The organism is Streptomyces sp. TRM70350 (genome assembly GCF_019219825.1).
In the GTDB taxonomy this organism is placed as follows: Bacteria; Actinomycetota; Actinomycetes; order Streptomycetales; family Streptomycetaceae; genus Streptomyces.
Genome location: NZ_JAHUXH010000030.1, coordinates 58623 through 73719, shown reverse-complemented (window position 1 = coordinate 73719; position 15097 = coordinate 58623). Strand labels below are relative to the sequence as shown.

At 72.2% G+C, this 15097-nt stretch carries 14 protein-coding genes and 1 pseudogene; 6 read left to right on the top strand and 9 right to left on the bottom strand.

Annotated elements, in window-relative coordinates; translation table 11 throughout:
* Nucleotides 1-421: 421 nt before the first annotated feature.
* On the top strand, nt 422-1114 hold the full coding sequence (locus tag KWI83_RS31180) for a TetR family transcriptional regulator (RefSeq protein WP_308122280.1): 693 nt from the start codon (nt 422-424) through the stop codon (nt 1112-1114).
* 52 nt (nt 1115-1166) lie between these two features.
* On the opposite strand, the gene KWI83_RS31175 is transcribed toward KWI83_RS31180, so the two are convergent.
* Nucleotides 1167-2129 (bottom strand): YafY family protein, encoded by a 963-nt coding sequence (locus tag KWI83_RS31175; protein WP_218517725.1) that lies wholly within the window; start codon nt 2127-2129, stop codon nt 1167-1169.
* A 62-nt stretch (nt 2130-2191) separates the two neighbouring features.
* Between KWI83_RS31175 and KWI83_RS31170 the strand changes: the two genes are divergently transcribed.
* From KWI83_RS31170 to KWI83_RS31155, 4 genes are all read left to right on the top strand, one after another.
* Nucleotides 2192-3712 (top strand): MFS transporter, encoded by a 1521-nt coding sequence (locus tag KWI83_RS31170; protein ID WP_218517724.1) that lies wholly within the window; start codon nt 2192-2194, stop codon nt 3710-3712.
* Between the two features lie 267 nt (nt 3713-3979).
* Nucleotides 3980-4741 (top strand): DeoR/GlpR family DNA-binding transcription regulator, encoded by a 762-nt coding sequence (locus tag KWI83_RS31165; protein WP_218517723.1) that lies wholly within the window; start codon nt 3980-3982, stop codon nt 4739-4741.
* Entirely contained in the window at nt 4738-5685 is a 948-nt protein-coding gene (pfkB, locus tag KWI83_RS31160; RefSeq protein WP_218517722.1) for a 1-phosphofructokinase, read from the top strand. The genes KWI83_RS31165 and pfkB overlap by 4 nt, the downstream gene beginning before the upstream one ends.
* 283 nt (nt 5686-5968) lie before the next feature.
* Nucleotides 5969-8071, top strand: coding sequence for a fructose-specific PTS transporter subunit EIIC (locus KWI83_RS31155; RefSeq protein WP_218517721.1), 2103 nt, complete (start codon nt 5969-5971; stop codon nt 8069-8071).
* 115 nt (nt 8072-8186) lie between these two features.
* Here KWI83_RS31155 and KWI83_RS31150 read toward each other — a convergent pair whose 3' ends face one another.
* From KWI83_RS31150 to KWI83_RS31135, 4 genes and pseudogenes are all read right to left on the bottom strand, one after another.
* On the bottom strand, nt 8187-8933 hold the full coding sequence (locus KWI83_RS31150; protein WP_218517720.1) for a DUF6227 family protein: 747 nt from the start codon (nt 8931-8933) through the stop codon (nt 8187-8189).
* Nucleotides 8934-9165: 232 nt separating this feature from the next.
* Nucleotides 9166-10389 (bottom strand): Ig-like domain-containing protein, encoded by a 1224-nt coding sequence (locus KWI83_RS31145; protein ID WP_218517719.1) that lies wholly within the window; start codon nt 10387-10389, stop codon nt 9166-9168.
* Between the two features lie 161 nt (nt 10390-10550).
* A complete protein-coding gene (locus KWI83_RS31140; RefSeq protein WP_218517718.1) occupies nt 10551-11585 on the bottom strand; it encodes a P1 family peptidase in 1035 nt (344 codons plus the stop codon).
* Between the two features lie 49 nt (nt 11586-11634).
* Nucleotides 11635-12134 (bottom strand): annotated as a pseudogene (locus tag KWI83_RS31135) (low temperature requirement protein A); the annotation flags it as partial.
* 106 nt (nt 12135-12240) lie between these two features.
* On the opposite strand from KWI83_RS31135, the gene KWI83_RS31130 reads away from it, so the two are divergent.
* On the top strand, nt 12241-12423 hold the full coding sequence (locus tag KWI83_RS31130; RefSeq protein ID WP_218517717.1) for a hypothetical protein: 183 nt from the start codon (nt 12241-12243) through the stop codon (nt 12421-12423).
* A 4-nt stretch (nt 12424-12427) separates the two neighbouring features.
* On the opposite strand, the gene mscL is transcribed toward KWI83_RS31130, so the two are convergent.
* The 4 genes from mscL to KWI83_RS31110 form a co-directional block, all read right to left on the bottom strand.
* Nucleotides 12428-12898, bottom strand: coding sequence for a large conductance mechanosensitive channel protein MscL (mscL, locus tag KWI83_RS31125; RefSeq protein ID WP_218517716.1), 471 nt, complete (start codon nt 12896-12898; stop codon nt 12428-12430).
* 141 nt (nt 12899-13039) lie between these two features.
* The gene (locus KWI83_RS31120) at nt 13040-13606 is read right to left on the bottom strand and encodes a hypothetical protein (protein WP_218517715.1); all 567 of its coding nucleotides are present in this window, start codon (nt 13604-13606) and stop codon (nt 13040-13042) included.
* Nucleotides 13607-13770: 164 nt separating this feature from the next.
* A complete protein-coding gene (locus KWI83_RS31115) occupies nt 13771-14604 on the bottom strand; it encodes an S-methyl-5'-thioadenosine phosphorylase (protein WP_218517714.1) in 834 nt (277 codons plus the stop codon).
* A gap of 127 nt (nt 14605-14731) precedes the next feature.
* Complete coding sequence (locus KWI83_RS31110) at nt 14732-15040, bottom strand: FmdB family zinc ribbon protein (protein WP_218517713.1); 309 nt, start codon at nt 15038-15040, stop codon at nt 14732-14734.
* Nucleotides 15041-15097 lie beyond the last annotated feature (57 nt).

Genomic DNA, 15097 nt, shown 5'->3' with positions numbered 1-15097 from the left:
GCGTACGCCGGGGGGCGAAGGCCCGCGCGAACATGGCCGTGTAACGCCGCTTCAAATGACGCGTGCCGGGAACAAGACTCCGTGGCACGGCAGTTCGGGCCCGAGGGCGAGCCCCCCGGGCACCGACGGTCCCTACGGCAGCCCGGGCGGCACCGCAGGTGACCTGCCGCTGCCGCACCACACACCACAAGCCACGTCCCGACGCACTCCCCCCGGCGCCGGGACCTCCCCGAGCCGGGCTTCGGCGCCTTCCCCCGGGCGTCGGGGCCCGGCTCTTTTTCGTCGCACGTCAGCCTCCGCCCGGGCCTTCGCCCAGCCTTCGCCGCGTTGAGGGCAAGCCTGGGCGGCGGGGCACCCCGTACCTGAACCCCGGGGTGGCCCGCCGGTGGCAGATTGTGCCACATGGGCATAGCCTGCCGACGTGAGCAGTACCACCCCAGCACAGCAGCCCCGGCCCTCTTCGCCGTCCCCCGCGTCCGCGTCCGCCTCCCTGACCGAGCGGCGCAAGGCGGAGACGCGGATGGAGATCGCCCGCGCGGCGGCGGGCCTCTTCGTGCGGCACGGACTGCGCGCCACCCGCGCCGAGGACATCGCCCAGGCCGCCGGGATCGCCCCGCGCACCTTCTACCGCTACTTCGCCACCAAGGAGGAGGCCGTCGCCCCCCTCTACGCGGCCGGCGCCCACCGCTGGGTCGAAGCCGTCCGCGAGGCCCCGGCGGGACTGTCCCTCCCCCAGGCCCTGGAGCACGCGGTACGGCACACGCTGACGCCGGGGGTGGGCGTGTCGGCGTCGTCGTGGGAGTGGGTGCGGACGCTGATCCGGATGTCCGAGGCGAGCCCGGCGTTGCGGAAGGTGTGGGCCGAGGTGTGCCGGGGCTCCGAGGACACGTTGGTGGAGGTCCTGGTGGAGAGGGCCGCCAGGACGGAGGGTGACGACAACGTTGCCGGGAGCGGGCACCCCGAGCTGCGCTTCACCGCCGCGGTCGCGAGTGCGGTCGTACGAGTGGCTGTCGAGTCCTGGGCCGCGGGGACCGCCCCGATGACGGGACCTGAGGGTCCGGCGGAGCTGGCGCTGCGGAATCTGGGGGCGCTGCGGGACTTCCGGTGGGGGTGAGCCGCAACGCGGCGGCCTGTTCCCGGCCACCGCCGTCGCGCCGCAGGCGCCCTCACCCCACCGCCCGGCTCAGCCGTCCCCCCAGCTCCCGCACGTACTCCACGAGTTCCGTCGGCTGACGCACGGTGAACTCGCACCCCAGCATCGCCAGCCGCACCGCCACCCACTCCAACGGCTCGGCCGTGCTGCCCCGCAGTCGGCACCGGCCCGCGTCGAGCGGCTCCGGCGCCCCCAGCCACCCCCGCAGCCGGGCCGCGACGACATCGGCGGGCGCGTCGAACGTGACCGTCACCTCGTACGTCTCCTGCTGACGCCGGATCGACCGGCGCAGGTACTCCGCCGCGCTCCCCGTCGGCAACTCCCGTGGCGTGAACCGCGCTCCGGTCGCGAACGGCTCGCTCACCCGGTCGACGCGGAAGGTGCGCCAGTCCTCCCGGCCGAGGTCGTACGCGACGAGGTACCAGCGGCGCCCCGTGGACACCAGCCGATACGGCTCGGTCAGGCGCCGCGACTCACTGCCGTCCCCGGCGCGGTAGGCGAAGCGCAGCCGCTCATGGCCGGCCACTGTCGACGCCATCACGGTCAGTGTCTCGGGTGCGATGGTCGGGCCGTCGCCGCTGGTCAGTGCCGTGGTCGCGGTCTGCAGGGTGGCCACCCGGTGCCGTAGCCGGCTCGGCAGCACCTGCTCCAGCTTGGCCAGCGCCCGCACGGAAGCCTCGTCCACGCCCTCCAGCGCGTGCCCGGCCCCGGCGCGCAGGCCCACCGCGATCGCCACCGCCTCCTCGTCGTCGAGGACGAGCGGCGGCATGGCCTTGCCCGCGACGAGCCGGTAGCCGCCGTCCGCGCCCTTGGTCGCCTGCACGGGATAGCCCAGCTCGCGCAGCCGGTCGATGTCCCGCCGCACCGTGCGCCGCGAGACCCCGAGCCGCTCGGCGAGCTCGCCGCCGGGCCATTCGCGGGGCGTCTGGAGGAGGGAGAGCAGCTGAAGGAGCCGAGCCGGAGTGTCCGTCGTCATGAGTCCGAGGATGCCGCGGAAACAGGCCAGGAACTGACCTAATGCGGCCATAGCTTGCCGCCATGACCTCCACCGAGACCTCTCAGCCCATGGCTGCGCCCGCACCGGATCGACGCCGCTGGTTCGCGCTCGCGATCGTGATGACCGCTGCCTTCATGGACCTTGTCGACGTCACGATCGTGAACATCGCGATCCCGTCGATCCAGCGCAACGAGGGCGCGTCCTTCAGTCAGATCCAGTGGATCACCGCCGGTTACGCGCTCGCCTTCGCCGCGGGCCTGATAACCGGCGGCCGCCTCGGCGACATCCACGGCCGCAAACGCGTCTTCCTCATCGGTATCGGCGGCTTCACCCTCGCGTCCGCCCTGTGCGGGCTCGCCGCCACGCCGGAGATACTGGTCGGCGCCCGGATCCTGCAGGGTGCGATGGCGGCGCTGATGGTGCCGCAGGTCCTGGCGATCGTGCACGCCACCTTCCCGGCGCACGAACGCGGCAAGGTCTTCGGCCTGTTCGGCGCGGTCGTCGGCCTCGGCGCGGTCTCCGGCCCGCTGCTCGGCGCCCTGCTGACCGAGTGGAACCTCTTCGGCCTCGAATGGCGCCCGATCTTCCTGATCAACCTCCCGGTCGGCGTCGCCGGCCTGATCCTGGGCCGCCGTTTCATCACCGAGTCCAGGGCGCCGTACGCCCTGAAACTGGACCTCGTCGGCGTCGCCCTGGTGACGCTGGGGCTGCTGATGCTGCTCTACCCGCTGACCCGCGGCCGCGAGCTGGGCTGGCCGCTGTGGGGGTACGTCTCGATGGGCGCCGCGCTCGTCGTGTTCGGCGCGCTGGTGGCGTACGAGCGGCGCAAGGCGGAGCGTGACGGCTCCCCGCTGATCGAGCTGTCGCTGTTCAAGGTCAAGAGCTTCGCGGCCGGTATCGCCGTGCAGACGGTGTTCGGGATCGCGCTCGGCATCTTCTTCCTGGTGTGGACGCTGTACATGCAGTACGGCCTCGGCTGGGGCCCGCTGCGGGCGGGGCTGACCGGGGTGCCGTTCTCGATCGCGGTGTCGGTGGCGGCCGGGGTATCGGTGCAGAAGCTGGTGCCGCGCTTCGGGCGGGGTGTGCTGCAGGCGGGCGCGCTGGTGATGGCCGCCGGGCTGGCCCTCTACATCTGGGAGTCCGAGCGGTACGGCCTCGCCATCGCCTCCTGGCAGATGGCGCTGCCGCTGGTCGTGATGGGCGCGGGCATGGGCCTGATCGTCGCCCCGCTGACCGACGCGATCCTCTCCGGGGTGCCGCGCGAGCACGCCGGTTCGGCATCCGGGCTGATCAGCACGGTGCAGCAGATGGGCAACGCGCTCGGTCTTGGACTGGTGTCCGTGGTGTTCTTCGGCGTGATCGACGACCGGGCGGCAGCGGCCCCGCAGCCGGGGGCGCCGTTCGTGGACGGCTTCCAGCATGCCGTGGGGTGGGTCGCGGGGGTGATGGTGGTGATCTTCCTGCTGATGTTCGCGCTGCCGAGGCGGCCCGCGCGGCATGCCGAGGGCGGTGCGGAGGAGCCGGTGGCCGTGGTGGAGAAGGAGGCGGAGCTGGTGCGCTGAGGCACCCGTTCCGAGTGGGCCCGGCACTGAGGTGCCGGGCCTTTCCGCTGTTCCGGCATGGTGCCGGATGCTCCGGCATGGTGTCGGATGCTCCGGCATGGTGTCGGATGCTCCGGCATGGTGCCGGATGCTCCGGCATGGTGCCGGACGTCGCGGGGGAAGTCCGTTCATGCCCGAATGGGGTCCGAGCCTGTTTACTTTCCGGAAATCCGGGCGTAGCCTCCGAGTGAAACCACACGTTCGGGCACGGGTCGGAGGCGAACGGGCATGTACGCACCGGAGCGGCAACAGGAGATCCTCCGTCTCGCCCGCGACAGCGGCCGGGTGGACGTGGTGTCGCTGGCCGAGGAGTTCCAGGTCACCGCGGAGACGATCCGCCGCGACCTGAAGGCCCTCGACCGCGCCGGGCTCGTCCGCCGGGTGCACGGCGGTGCCATCCCGGTCGGCCGCCTCGACTTCGAGCCGGACCTCGCCGAGCGCGAGTCCACGGCGGCCGACGAGAAGGACCGCATCGCCAAGGCGGCCCTCGCCGAGCTGCCCACCAAGGGCACGATGATCCTCGACGCCGGTACGACGGTGGCCCGGCTGGCCGCCGCCATGCCGCTGGAGGCCGCGCTCACCGTCGTCACGCACAGCCTGCCGATCGCGGCCCGCCTCGCGGACCACCCGGGCATCCAGCTCCATCTCGTCGGAGGGCGCGTACGGCACCGTACGCGCGCCGCCGTGGACGCCTGGGCGCTCAGGGCGTACGGCGAGATCCGGGCGGACGTCCTCTTCGTCGCGGCCAACGGCTTCTCCGCCGAGCACGGCCTGACCACCCCCGACCTGGCCGAGGCCGCGGTCAAGCGCGCGGCCCTCGCCGCCGCCCGCCGCGTGGTGCTGCTCGCCGACTCCTCCAAGCACGGCCAGGAGCACTTCGCCCGCTTCGGCGACCTGAGCGACGTGGACCTGCTGATCACCGACAGCGGGCTGAGCCCCGAAGACGCCACCGCCATTGAGCGCGGCGGCACGGAAGTAGTGCGCGCATGATCCTCACCGTCACCCCCAACCCCTCCCTCGACCGCACCTACGAGGTCCCCTCCCTGGAGCGCGGCGAGGTCATCCGCGCCACCGGCGAGCGCATGGACCCCGGCGGCAAGGGCGTGAACGTCTCGCGCGCCGTCACGGCCGCCGGACGACGCACGGTGGCGGTCCTGCCCCTGGGTGGTGCACCGGGCGCGCTCGTCGCCGATCTGCTCGACGCGCAGGGCATCGAGGTCGCGCCGGTCCCGATCGCGGGCGCCACCCGCTCGAACATCGCGCTCGCGGAGGCGGACGGCGTGCTCACGAAGATCAACGCGCCGGGGCCGGAGCTGTCGGCTCAGGAGCAGGAGCTGCTCTTCGAGACGGTGCGCGCGCAGGCGCGGGACGCCGACTGGATCGCGTGCTGCGGCAGTCTGCCGCGCGGCCTCGCGCCGTCCTGGTACGCCGAGCTGGTCGCGCGGGCGCACGCCGGGGGCGCCCGGATCGCTCTGGACACCTCGGGGCGTGCGCTGCTGGAGGCGTTGCGGGAGCGGCCCGACGTGGTGAAGCCGAACGCCGAGGAGCTCTCCGAAGCCGTCGGGCGGCCCCTGGCGACGGTGGGCGACGCGGTGAAGGCGGCCGAGGAGTTGCGCGAGCGGGGCGCACGCGCCGTGCTGGCGAGCCTGGGCGCCGACGGGCAGCTGCTCGTGGACGGCGCGGGCACCTGGTTCGGCAGCGCGCGCGTGGATGTCGTGCGCTCCAACGTGGGCGCCGGTGACTCCTCGCTCGCCGGGTTCCTGATCGCCGGCGGCAGCGGCCCGGAGGCCCTCGCCTCCGCCATCGCGCACGGCGCGGCCGCCGTCCAGCTGCCCGGCAGCGTGATGCCGACGCCGGGCGACCTGGACCCGGCCGCGGTGACGGTCACCTCCGACGTGCCGGTTGACCGCGAGCTGAAGGAGCCGGTCTCATGAGCGTGCGTACGACGTTTTGCCCGGCGTATCCCGAATCGGCCGGTGTGCGGTGGGGTTCCCGCTGCGTGCCGCGGTTGTCGGCCGGTGTGCGGCGGGGCTCCCCGTTACTCGCCGCGACGGTCGGCCGGCAGGGCACCCTGAGCCGCCCTGCCGCCTGGCGGAGGCGGGGTTTCCCCGGCCCCGTCTCCGCCACCCCCGCACTCCTCACAACCCCCCACAGCACCCCCGTCCCCTCCCCCGCCCACCTCACCTCACGGGCGATACGCGTGCGAAGGAGCCCGCGATGAGCGACATGATCACCGCGGACCTGGTCGACCTCGACCTGTCCGCCGACACCAAGGAAGCGGCGGCACGCGCCCTCGCCGAACGCATGGTGGCCCTGGGCCGGGTGACCGACCTGGACGGCTTCCTCGCCGACGTGGCCGCCCGCGAGGCGCAGATGCCGACCGGCCTCGACGGCGGCATCGGCATCCCGCACTGCCGCAGCGAGCACGTCACCGAGCCGACGCTCGCCTTCGGGCGCAGCGCGTCCGGGATCGACTTCGGTGCGGCAGACGGCCCCGCCGACCTGATCTTCCTGATCGCCGCGCCCGCCGGCGCCGACGACGCCCACCTCACGATCCTGTCGTCGCTGGCCCGGCAGCTGATGAACGCCGAGTTCACCGACGCGCTGCGGGCGGTCGGGGACGCGGGGACCGCGGCGGCGCTCATCCGCGGGGACGCGACTCCGGCGGCCGCCACCGCCGGTGACACGGGGTCGGCTGCCGCGGCCGGTGCGGCCGCCTCCACCGCTTCCACCGATTCCGCAGACTCCGTGGCGGCGTCGGGGGCGGCCTCCCCCGACGCCGCCACGGGCGACACCGTCACCGACTCCGCCGACTCCGACGGCGAACGCCCCTTCCGTATCGTCGCCGTCACCTCCTGCCCCACCGGCATCGCCCACACCTACATGGCGGCCGAGTCCCTGGAGAACGCGGGCCGCGAGGCCGGTGTCGAGGTCGTCGTCGAGACGCAGGGCTCGGCCGGTTTCACCCGGCTCGACCCGGCGGTCATCGCGGCGGCGGACGGCGTGATCCTCGCCCACGACCTGCCCGTACGGGAGAAGGACCGCTTCGCCGGGAAGCCCACCGTCGACGTCGGTGTGAAGGCGGGCATCAACCGTGCCGCCGAACTCATCGCCGAGGTGCGCGGCAAGGCGGCGCGCGGCGAGGTCACGGCCGCCGCCCGGCCCGGCTCCACGCCGGTGGAACGCGCCGGTGAGCCCGGCGAGGGCTACGGCACCAAGCTGCGCAAGTGGCTGATGTCCGGCGTGAGTTACATGGTCCCGTTCGTCGCCGCGGGCGGTCTGCTCATCGCCCTCGGCTTCGCGATCGGCGGCTACCAGATCAACGAGGCCAGGTCCGTCACCGAGCACTTCGACTGGGGCCAGGTCGACAGCTGGGGCGCCCTGCTGTTCCAGATCGGCGCCGCGGCCTTCGGCTTCCTCGTCCCGGTCCTCGCCGGTTACATCGCCTACGGCATGGCCGACCGCCCCGGCCTCGTGCCCGGCTTCGTCGGCGGCGCGATCTCCCTGACGATCGGCGCGGGCTTCCTCGGCGGTCTGGTCGCCGGTCTGATCGCCGGTGGAGTGGTCCTCGGCATCCAGCGCGTCAACATCCCGGCGCCCCTGCGCGGCATCATGCCCGTGGTGGTGATCCCGCTGATCTCCTCCGCGGTCGTCGGGTTCCTGATGTTCGTGGTGATCGGCAAGCCCATCGCCGCGGCACAGAAGGGCCTCACCGACTGGCTGAACGGCCTGTCCGGCGCCAACGCCGTCCTGCTCGGCGTGCTGCTCGGCCTGATGATGTGCTTCGACCTCGGCGGCCCGGTCAACAAGGTGGCGTACACCTTCGCGACGGCCGGTATCTCGGTCGCGGCCCCCAGCGACTCCGCGATGAAGATCATGGCCGCCGTGATGGCCGCCGGCATGGTCCCGCCGCTGGGCATGGCCCTGGCCACCACCGTCCGCAGGAAGCTGTTCACCAGCGCCGAGCGGGAGAACGGCAAGGCCGCCTGGGTCCTCGGCGCCTCCTTCATCTCCGAGGGCGCCATCCCGTTCGCGGCCGCCGACCCGCTGCGCGTCATCCCCGCCTCCATGGCGGGCGGCGCGGTCACCGGCGCCCTGACCATGGCGTTCGGTTCGACCCTGCGCGCCCCGCACGGCGGCATCTGGGTCACCTTCCTGATCGGCAAGCCGCTGCTGTACCTGCTGGCCATCGCGGCCGGTACGGCGGTCACGGCGGGCCTGGTCATCCTCCTCAAGGGCCTGCGCAAGCCGGCCCCCGGGGCTCAGGGGCCCAAGCGGGTCGCGGTGCCGACGGAGCCGAAGCAGCCGGTGGCGGCGTAGGCACCGAGCGCGGAAAGGCAGCACGGTCCGGGACCGAGGTCGGTCCCGGACCGTGCTGTTGGTCGAGACGCGCGCCCCGTCGACCGCGCGGTCGGTTCAGATCGCGTCCCGCCCCTCACGACAGATGCGCGGCCCTGCGCTCCATCGCCTCCCGGGCCGCGTCCTCGGTCGTGTACACCTCGCACATGTGCCGCCCGTCCGGCGTGGCCGTGTGCTCGACCTCCCACAGGGAGACCTCCTGCCCGTCGCACAGCAGGAACGCGTGCTCGTAGAGCGAGAAACCCAGCCCGGCGCGTCCCGCGCGGCAGGGGCGCCCGAAGGCCTGCGTGATCTGGTGGGCGCACGCCGTGGCGAGCAGCGCGGCCGTCTCCGCGCCGGGCCGGTCCGGATTCTCCGCCCGGCGCAGCAGCCGGCGCGCGTGATCCGCCGAGTCGTCCGGTACGTACGCGTGCCGGGGCATCGGAATCGACGACAGCTCCACCGGCACCGGCAGTTCGAAGTCCGGCGTGTCCGGCGGCAGCGCGAGCCGGGCGCCCGCTGCCTGCAACTCCTCCGAGTCGACGTACACCTCGTGCTGCGGGGCCCCGCCCGGCGTGGTGTTGTGGACGAGCTCCCAGAGGGTGAGCGCCGAGCCGTCGGCGAGCAGCCAGGTGTGCCGGTACGTCTCCTGGTGCAGACCCGCGCTGTGGTGCGCGGAGTGCAGCGAGCTGTCGTGCGCCAGCGCGCTGTCGAGCCGCCTTATCGTCTCGTCGGGCAGCTCGAACGAGTTCAGGGCGCGTCCGAGCAGACGCGCGAGGTGCTCCTCCGGAGACTCGGGCGAATCGGGTGGTTCGTACGCTGCCGTCTCGTACGGAACGCTCAAGGTTTCTCCCGGCGTTGCTGCATGTCACCTTGTGGGTGCATACCGTAGCCCCTCGGTCGGACATCATGTCCGGGAACCGAGAAAACGTACGCCGGGAAAACGGCCCGGTCGCGCGAGAAGTTCCCACGCGACCCGACGCTCCGTCAAAAGCCGCTGGTCGGACGGCCGTCGTACAGGACTCCCGGACCTCCCGGATCTCCCGGATCTCCCGGATCTCCGGGTCGGCGTGCGGTCAGTCGGCGCTCCCCGCGATCCACTCGCTCCACGCCATGTTCCAGCCGTTGAGCCCGTTGTCCGGCGCCACCGTGGAGTCGGCGGAGTTCTTCACGATCACGACGTCCCCGATGAGCGAGTTGTCGTAGAACCACTTGGCCGGAGTGTCCCCCTGCCCGCCCTGCACGTCCAGGAGCCCGACACAGCCGTGGCTGCTGCCGAAGCGGCCGAAGGGCGGATTGGCCTTCTTGTACCAGTAGTTGCCGTGGAGGAACGTGCCGGACGTGGTCAGCCGCATCGCGTGCGGCACGTCCGGGATGTTGTACGCGTCGGCGAGGTCGACCGTACGGCTGTCCATCCGCGTCTCCGCCAGCTTCTCCGAGATCACCATCTGCCCGTTGTACGTGGGGAACTCCGGGCTGCCCGCCGAGATCGGGACCGTCCTGATGGTCCTGCCGTCGCGCACGACCGTCATGGTCTGCGTGCCCGCGTCCACCGTGGAGACCTGCGAGCGCCCGATCGTGAAGGTGACCGTCTTCTTCTGCACCCCGTAGACGCCGTTCGCGCCCTCCACCCCGTCCAGGTCGATCTTCATCGTGACCTTGGAGCCGGCCTTCCAGTACTCCTCGGGCCGGAAGTCGAGCCGCTGCGCCCCGAACCAGTGCCCGACCACCTTCTGCCCACTGCTCGACGTGACCGTGATGTGCGACTGCACGGCCTTCTTGTCGCTGATCGCCTTGTCGAACGTGAACGACACCGGCATCCCGACCCCGACCGTCGTCCCGTTGTCCGGCGTGTACGTCCCGATGAAGCTGTTCGCCGCCGTCACGGTCGTGAACGTGGAATCGGCGGCGGTGGCCCTGCCGCTCGCGTCCTTCGCGGTCGCCGCTATCTCGTACTTCGTGCCCCGCTCCAGCTGCTCCTTCGGCTTCCAGCTCCGCCCGTCCGGGGAGATGGCGCCCGGCACGGCCTGCCCCGTCTCCGCCACCGTCATCTTCACCTCGGTCAGCTTCCCGTCGCTGACCTGCACGCCGGTCGTGTTGATCGACGCGCCGGTCGAGCCGTCCTTGGCCGAGATGACGATCCGCGGCGCCGAGGTCTTCGCCTCGCCGCCACTGCCGCCCCGCTTGCCGTCGTTGCCGGCCTTGGCACTGCCACTGCAGGCGGTGAGGGCGAGCGCGCCGGCCATCAGGGCGGCACAGGCCCCCAGCGTGCGCCGCGTTGCTATGTCCGGCGTTGTCACGGGCTGCTCCATGTTCGTGTGATGTGGGTGATCCGCTCCGGTGCGTGGAGAAAGAGGGAACCGGGGACCGGTGGGGTTCCCTCCGCTCACCAGCAACGCCATCACGTGACAGAACCAGGACAATCGCTGAACTCGACGCGGGCGGCGGCCCGCTCAGCTCCTCAACTCCCTCCGTACAGCTCCGTGTAGGAGGGCCACCCCCCGCCCTCCCCCGCCCCCTCCACCGACTCGGCCGCCCGGACCGCCCGCACGATCGCGTGCGTCACCACGTCCGCGCCCGCCGCCAGGATCTCGTTCAGCGCCAGCGGCTGCGCGGCGTCGAGGGCGCGCGCCCCGGTCGCCAGCGCGAAGACCGTGTCGCCGTCGTGCAGCAGATGAACCGGCCGCACCGCGCGGGCGATGCCGTCGTGTGCCGTGCCCGCCAGCTTCTGCGCCTGCGCCTTGGTCAGGTCCGCGTCCGTGGCGACGACCGCGAGCGTGGTGTTCAGCGGAGGCGGCATGTTCCGCGCCGCGCTCTCGGCGAGCCGCGTGCGTGCCGCCTCGTGCACCTGCGCCTCGGGGTAGTTCACGCGCCCCTGGAACAACTCCCCGTACAGCACCCCCGTCTCCGGATCCAGCACCGACCCCGCCGCGTTGGCTACCACCAGCGCGGCCACGGTGATCCCCGAGCCGAGGACGACGCTCGCGGTGCCGACCCCGCCCTTCATCGGCCCGACCGCCGCACCCGTACCCGCGCCCACGCAGCCCTCCGGCACCGGCGCGCCGATCTCGCTCGCCGCGGCCGCCTCGACGGCCGCCCGGCCGAGGGCCGCGTCCGGTCTGGCCCGGAAGTCGCCGCCCCGGCCCAGGTCGAAGACGCACGCGGCGGGCACCACCGGCACGACATGCGCCGGATCCGGCCCGACGCGCACGCCGCGCCCCCGCTCCTCCAGCCAGGCCATCACACCCGACGCCGCGTCGAGCCCGTACGCGCTGCCGCCGGTCAGCACCACCGCCTCGGCCTTCTGCACCACGTTGCGCGGATCGAGGGCGTCGGTCTCCTTGGTGCCGGGGCCACCACCGCGCACGTCCACCGCGGCGACGGCCCCGCCCTCGGGTGCCAGGACGACGGTGGTGCCGGTGAGCCAGCCGCCGCCGGCGCGCGTCGCGTGCCCCACTCGCAGGCCGGTCACGTCTGTCAGAGCATCAACTGTCATGGGGCAAGTCTCCTGCCCCGGCGGGCGTTTCCCCAGCGCGCTCCGGGAGTCAGGCGGTCGGCGTGCCCGCCTGCGCCTCGCGCCCCCGGGCGGCCATACGTGCCGTCAGGGTCGTCCCGGTCACGACCGCCACGCCAACACGACGCCCGCCGCGAGGACCGCCGCGCAGGAAGGTGCAGCAGATCACCAGCAACGCCGCCGTCTGCAGCACGAGTTGCTGGGCGATACCGCCCTTGAAGTGGCGTGAGTGCAGGGCCCGGACGGTGAGCAGATGCAGCGCCGTCGGCAGCGTCACCCCGGCGGACGCGGACAGCGTGGAGATGTGCGCCTTGCCGACCGTCTGCTCGACGGCCACCTCCAGGCCCGCACCGATCGCGGCCGCCGAGGCGAAGACCAGGTAGTGGCCGTAACCCCACACGAACGCCTCCCGGCTGGAGCGCAGGCGCCCGTGGATCGGCACCACGAAATAGACCCACCAGGCGGAAAACGCGATCGGCAGGCCACCCGCCGCGATCGGCACCAGTCGCCCAGCGCGTCGTTCTCCTCCACGTGATTCCAAGCACAGCAGAGACCGGCTGGAAAATCTTCGCAAGAGTGGATCAACCCGGCATCCTGGCCCCGGTCTCCGTCGGTATCCGCCCCGTACCCTGGAGGCATGAGTACCTCCCCCGCCCCCGAGCCGCGTGAGCCCAAGGCCGCGCTGGTCTTCGACGATCCGCTGGACGAGCCGTCCTCGGACGACACCGATCGCGGGTGGGGCGAGCGGCCCGGCTCCGGTGGTGACGCGGCCGACGACCTGAAGCGCTTCCTCGACGAGAAGCCGCCCCACCACATCTGAGCCGTTACTGCTGGTTGTGCCCCGAGCCGCGCTGTGCGACCAGCGCGTCGCGGATCTCCTTGAGCACCTCCAGCTCGGTCGCCTCGATGACCTCCTGCGTGCCCTCCTTCGCCTTCCTGCGGGCCTCCACCCGTGCCAGGTACTTCGACATGGGCAGGACCATCAGGAAGTAGACGACGCCCGCGGTGATCAGGAAGGTGAGCGTGGCGCCGAGGACCGAGCCCCACAGGATCCGGACGCCGGTCGCGGTGTCGCCGGTACCGGTGCAGGGGCCCTTGAGGCACGAGCTGTAGCTGTCGAGGTTCTTGGTGCCGATCGCGCCGACCAGCGGGTTGATGACGCCCTTCACCACCGAGTTGACGATGTTGGTGAAGGCGGCGCCTATGACCACCGCGACTGCCAGATCGACGACGTTCCCGCGCATCAGGAAGGCCTTGAAGCCCTGCCAGACGCTCGGTTCCTTCTTCTCGCTCACCTCGTGGCCTCTTCTCATCGCATCTGCGGATAGTGGAACAAACAGTTCCGCAACCTACGGCAGGGCGAGGCGGCCGTGTCCAATTCGGTAGCTTGAAGGAGAGACTTGACAGCAAGTCGCGCACAACGCGCAAGACGCGGTTCAGCACAACGTCACCGCCAGCCGAGCCGTCGCGCTCGCGCCCGCCAGACGTGCCGCGGTGGCACGCGGAACCGAGAGCACGACCAGCGCCCCGCTCTCGACCTCGCCGTCCAGCGGCTCGGGCACCTTGGTCACCAGAGCACCGCGCGCGACCACACCAGCCGCACCGCCCGTCGCCGTCTCCCCGGCGGCGACGACGTCGACCCGGTCGCCGGGGCGCAGCAGCCGCACCGTCGCCGCGTCGGCGATCCGCACGGGCGCGGACACCCGCTCCACGGCCCGGTGCTCCGCCGCCCGGTCCGCCACGGGGTGCCCGCGGGCCCGGTCGCCCCGATGAGCGTCGGCCGGGGCGCGCGGGCCGGCCGCCACCAGCGCGGCGGCGGTGATCGCGAGCCCGGCGGCCAGGGCCCGCCGCCGATGCCGTACGAACCGGCGCAGCGGATACCGCCCGCCGCGTACGCGAACGGGAGCGAAGTGCGGCACCTCGCAGGTCGGAGGCGCGTCGGTGCCGAGTGGGCGGGGAGGACGCGGAGCGGAGGACGGTACGGAGGGCGCAGCGAAGGACACGAGGACCACCACCTGTGACGACGGATCGGTTGCAGCCCACGATGAGGCTTCGCGCCGTCGCCCGCCGAGGCTCGTGTACTACCGACGGGTTGTGGACAACTCCCTCACCCGAACGGGACGTTCCGCCGCCACAGCCCAACAACAGGCAAGCCCAACAGCAGGCATCACGGCAGCTCGAAGCCCGGGTCCATCCCGCCCAGCGCGTTCACGCACAGACAGTCCCGCTCGTCGTTCGCGGGCAGCGCCGCCACCGCGTCGAACAGCACCCCCCGCAGCCGGTCCACGTTCGCGGCGAACACCCGCAGCACCTCTTCGTGCGAGACGCCCTCGCCGGTCTCGGCGCCCGCGTCCAGGTCGGTGACCAAGGTCAGCGAGGTGTAGCAGAGTTCCAGTTCTCGGGCGAGCGCCGCCTCGGGGTGGCCGGTCATGCCCACCACCGACCAGCCCTGCGCCTGGTGCCACAACGATTCGGCACGGGTGGAGAAGCGCGGCCCCTCGATCACCACGAGCGCGCCGCCGTCCACCGGCTCCCAGTTCCGCCCGCGCGCGGCCTTCAGGGCCGCCGACCGTCCGGTGGGGCAGTAGGGGTCGGCCAGGGACACGTGCACCACGTTGGGCACGGTGCCGTCGGGCAGCGGCAGTCCGTCGAAGTACGTCGACACCCGCGCCTTCGTACGATCGACGAGCTGGTCCGGGACGAGTAGCGTGTCCGGGCCGTACTCGGGGCGCAGCCCGCCCACCGCGCAGGGCCCGAGGACCTGGCGCACGCCGACCGAACGCAGTGCCCAGAGGTTGGCCCGGTAGTTGATCCGGTGCGGCGGGAGATGGTGGCCGCGTCCGTGCCGGGGCAGGAAGGCGACCCGCCGCCCGGCGATCTCGCCGAGGAAGAGGGAGTCGCTGGGCTGCCCGTACGGCGTGTCCACCTGGAGCTCGGTCACGTCGTCGAGGAACGAGTAGAAGCCTGAGCCGCCGATTACACCGATCTCTGCGTTCGCCATGCTCTGCACAGTAGCCGCCGTCGGGGTGACCACAGGAGCTGGTGGCGGAAGACCGAGGCCCCCACCAGTTGCGAGGCCCCCACCAGTTGTACGACGGCGGGGCCCCGTGCGTGTGCGTGCGCGTGCCTCAGGCGGCGGTGCTGCTGGACGACGTCCCCGCGCTCGACGCCTTCGAGTCCGAGGACGAAGAGGACGAGGGTGAAGACGACGAGGACGACGAGGACGAGCTCGTGGACGCCGTCGAGCTGCTCGACGAGGAGCCGCGGCTGTCGTTGCGGTAGAAACCGGAGCCCTTGAAGACAATGCCGACCGCGGAGAACACCTTCTTCAGGCGGCCCTCGCAGCTGGGGCACTCGGTCAGGGCGTCATCGGTGAACTTCTGCACCGCCTCAAGGCCCTCGCCGCACTCGGTGCACTGGTACTGGTAGGTCGGCACTGTCTTCCTCCTGGCACTCTCACTCGATGAGTGCTAACGACGGTCCATAGTGACGTA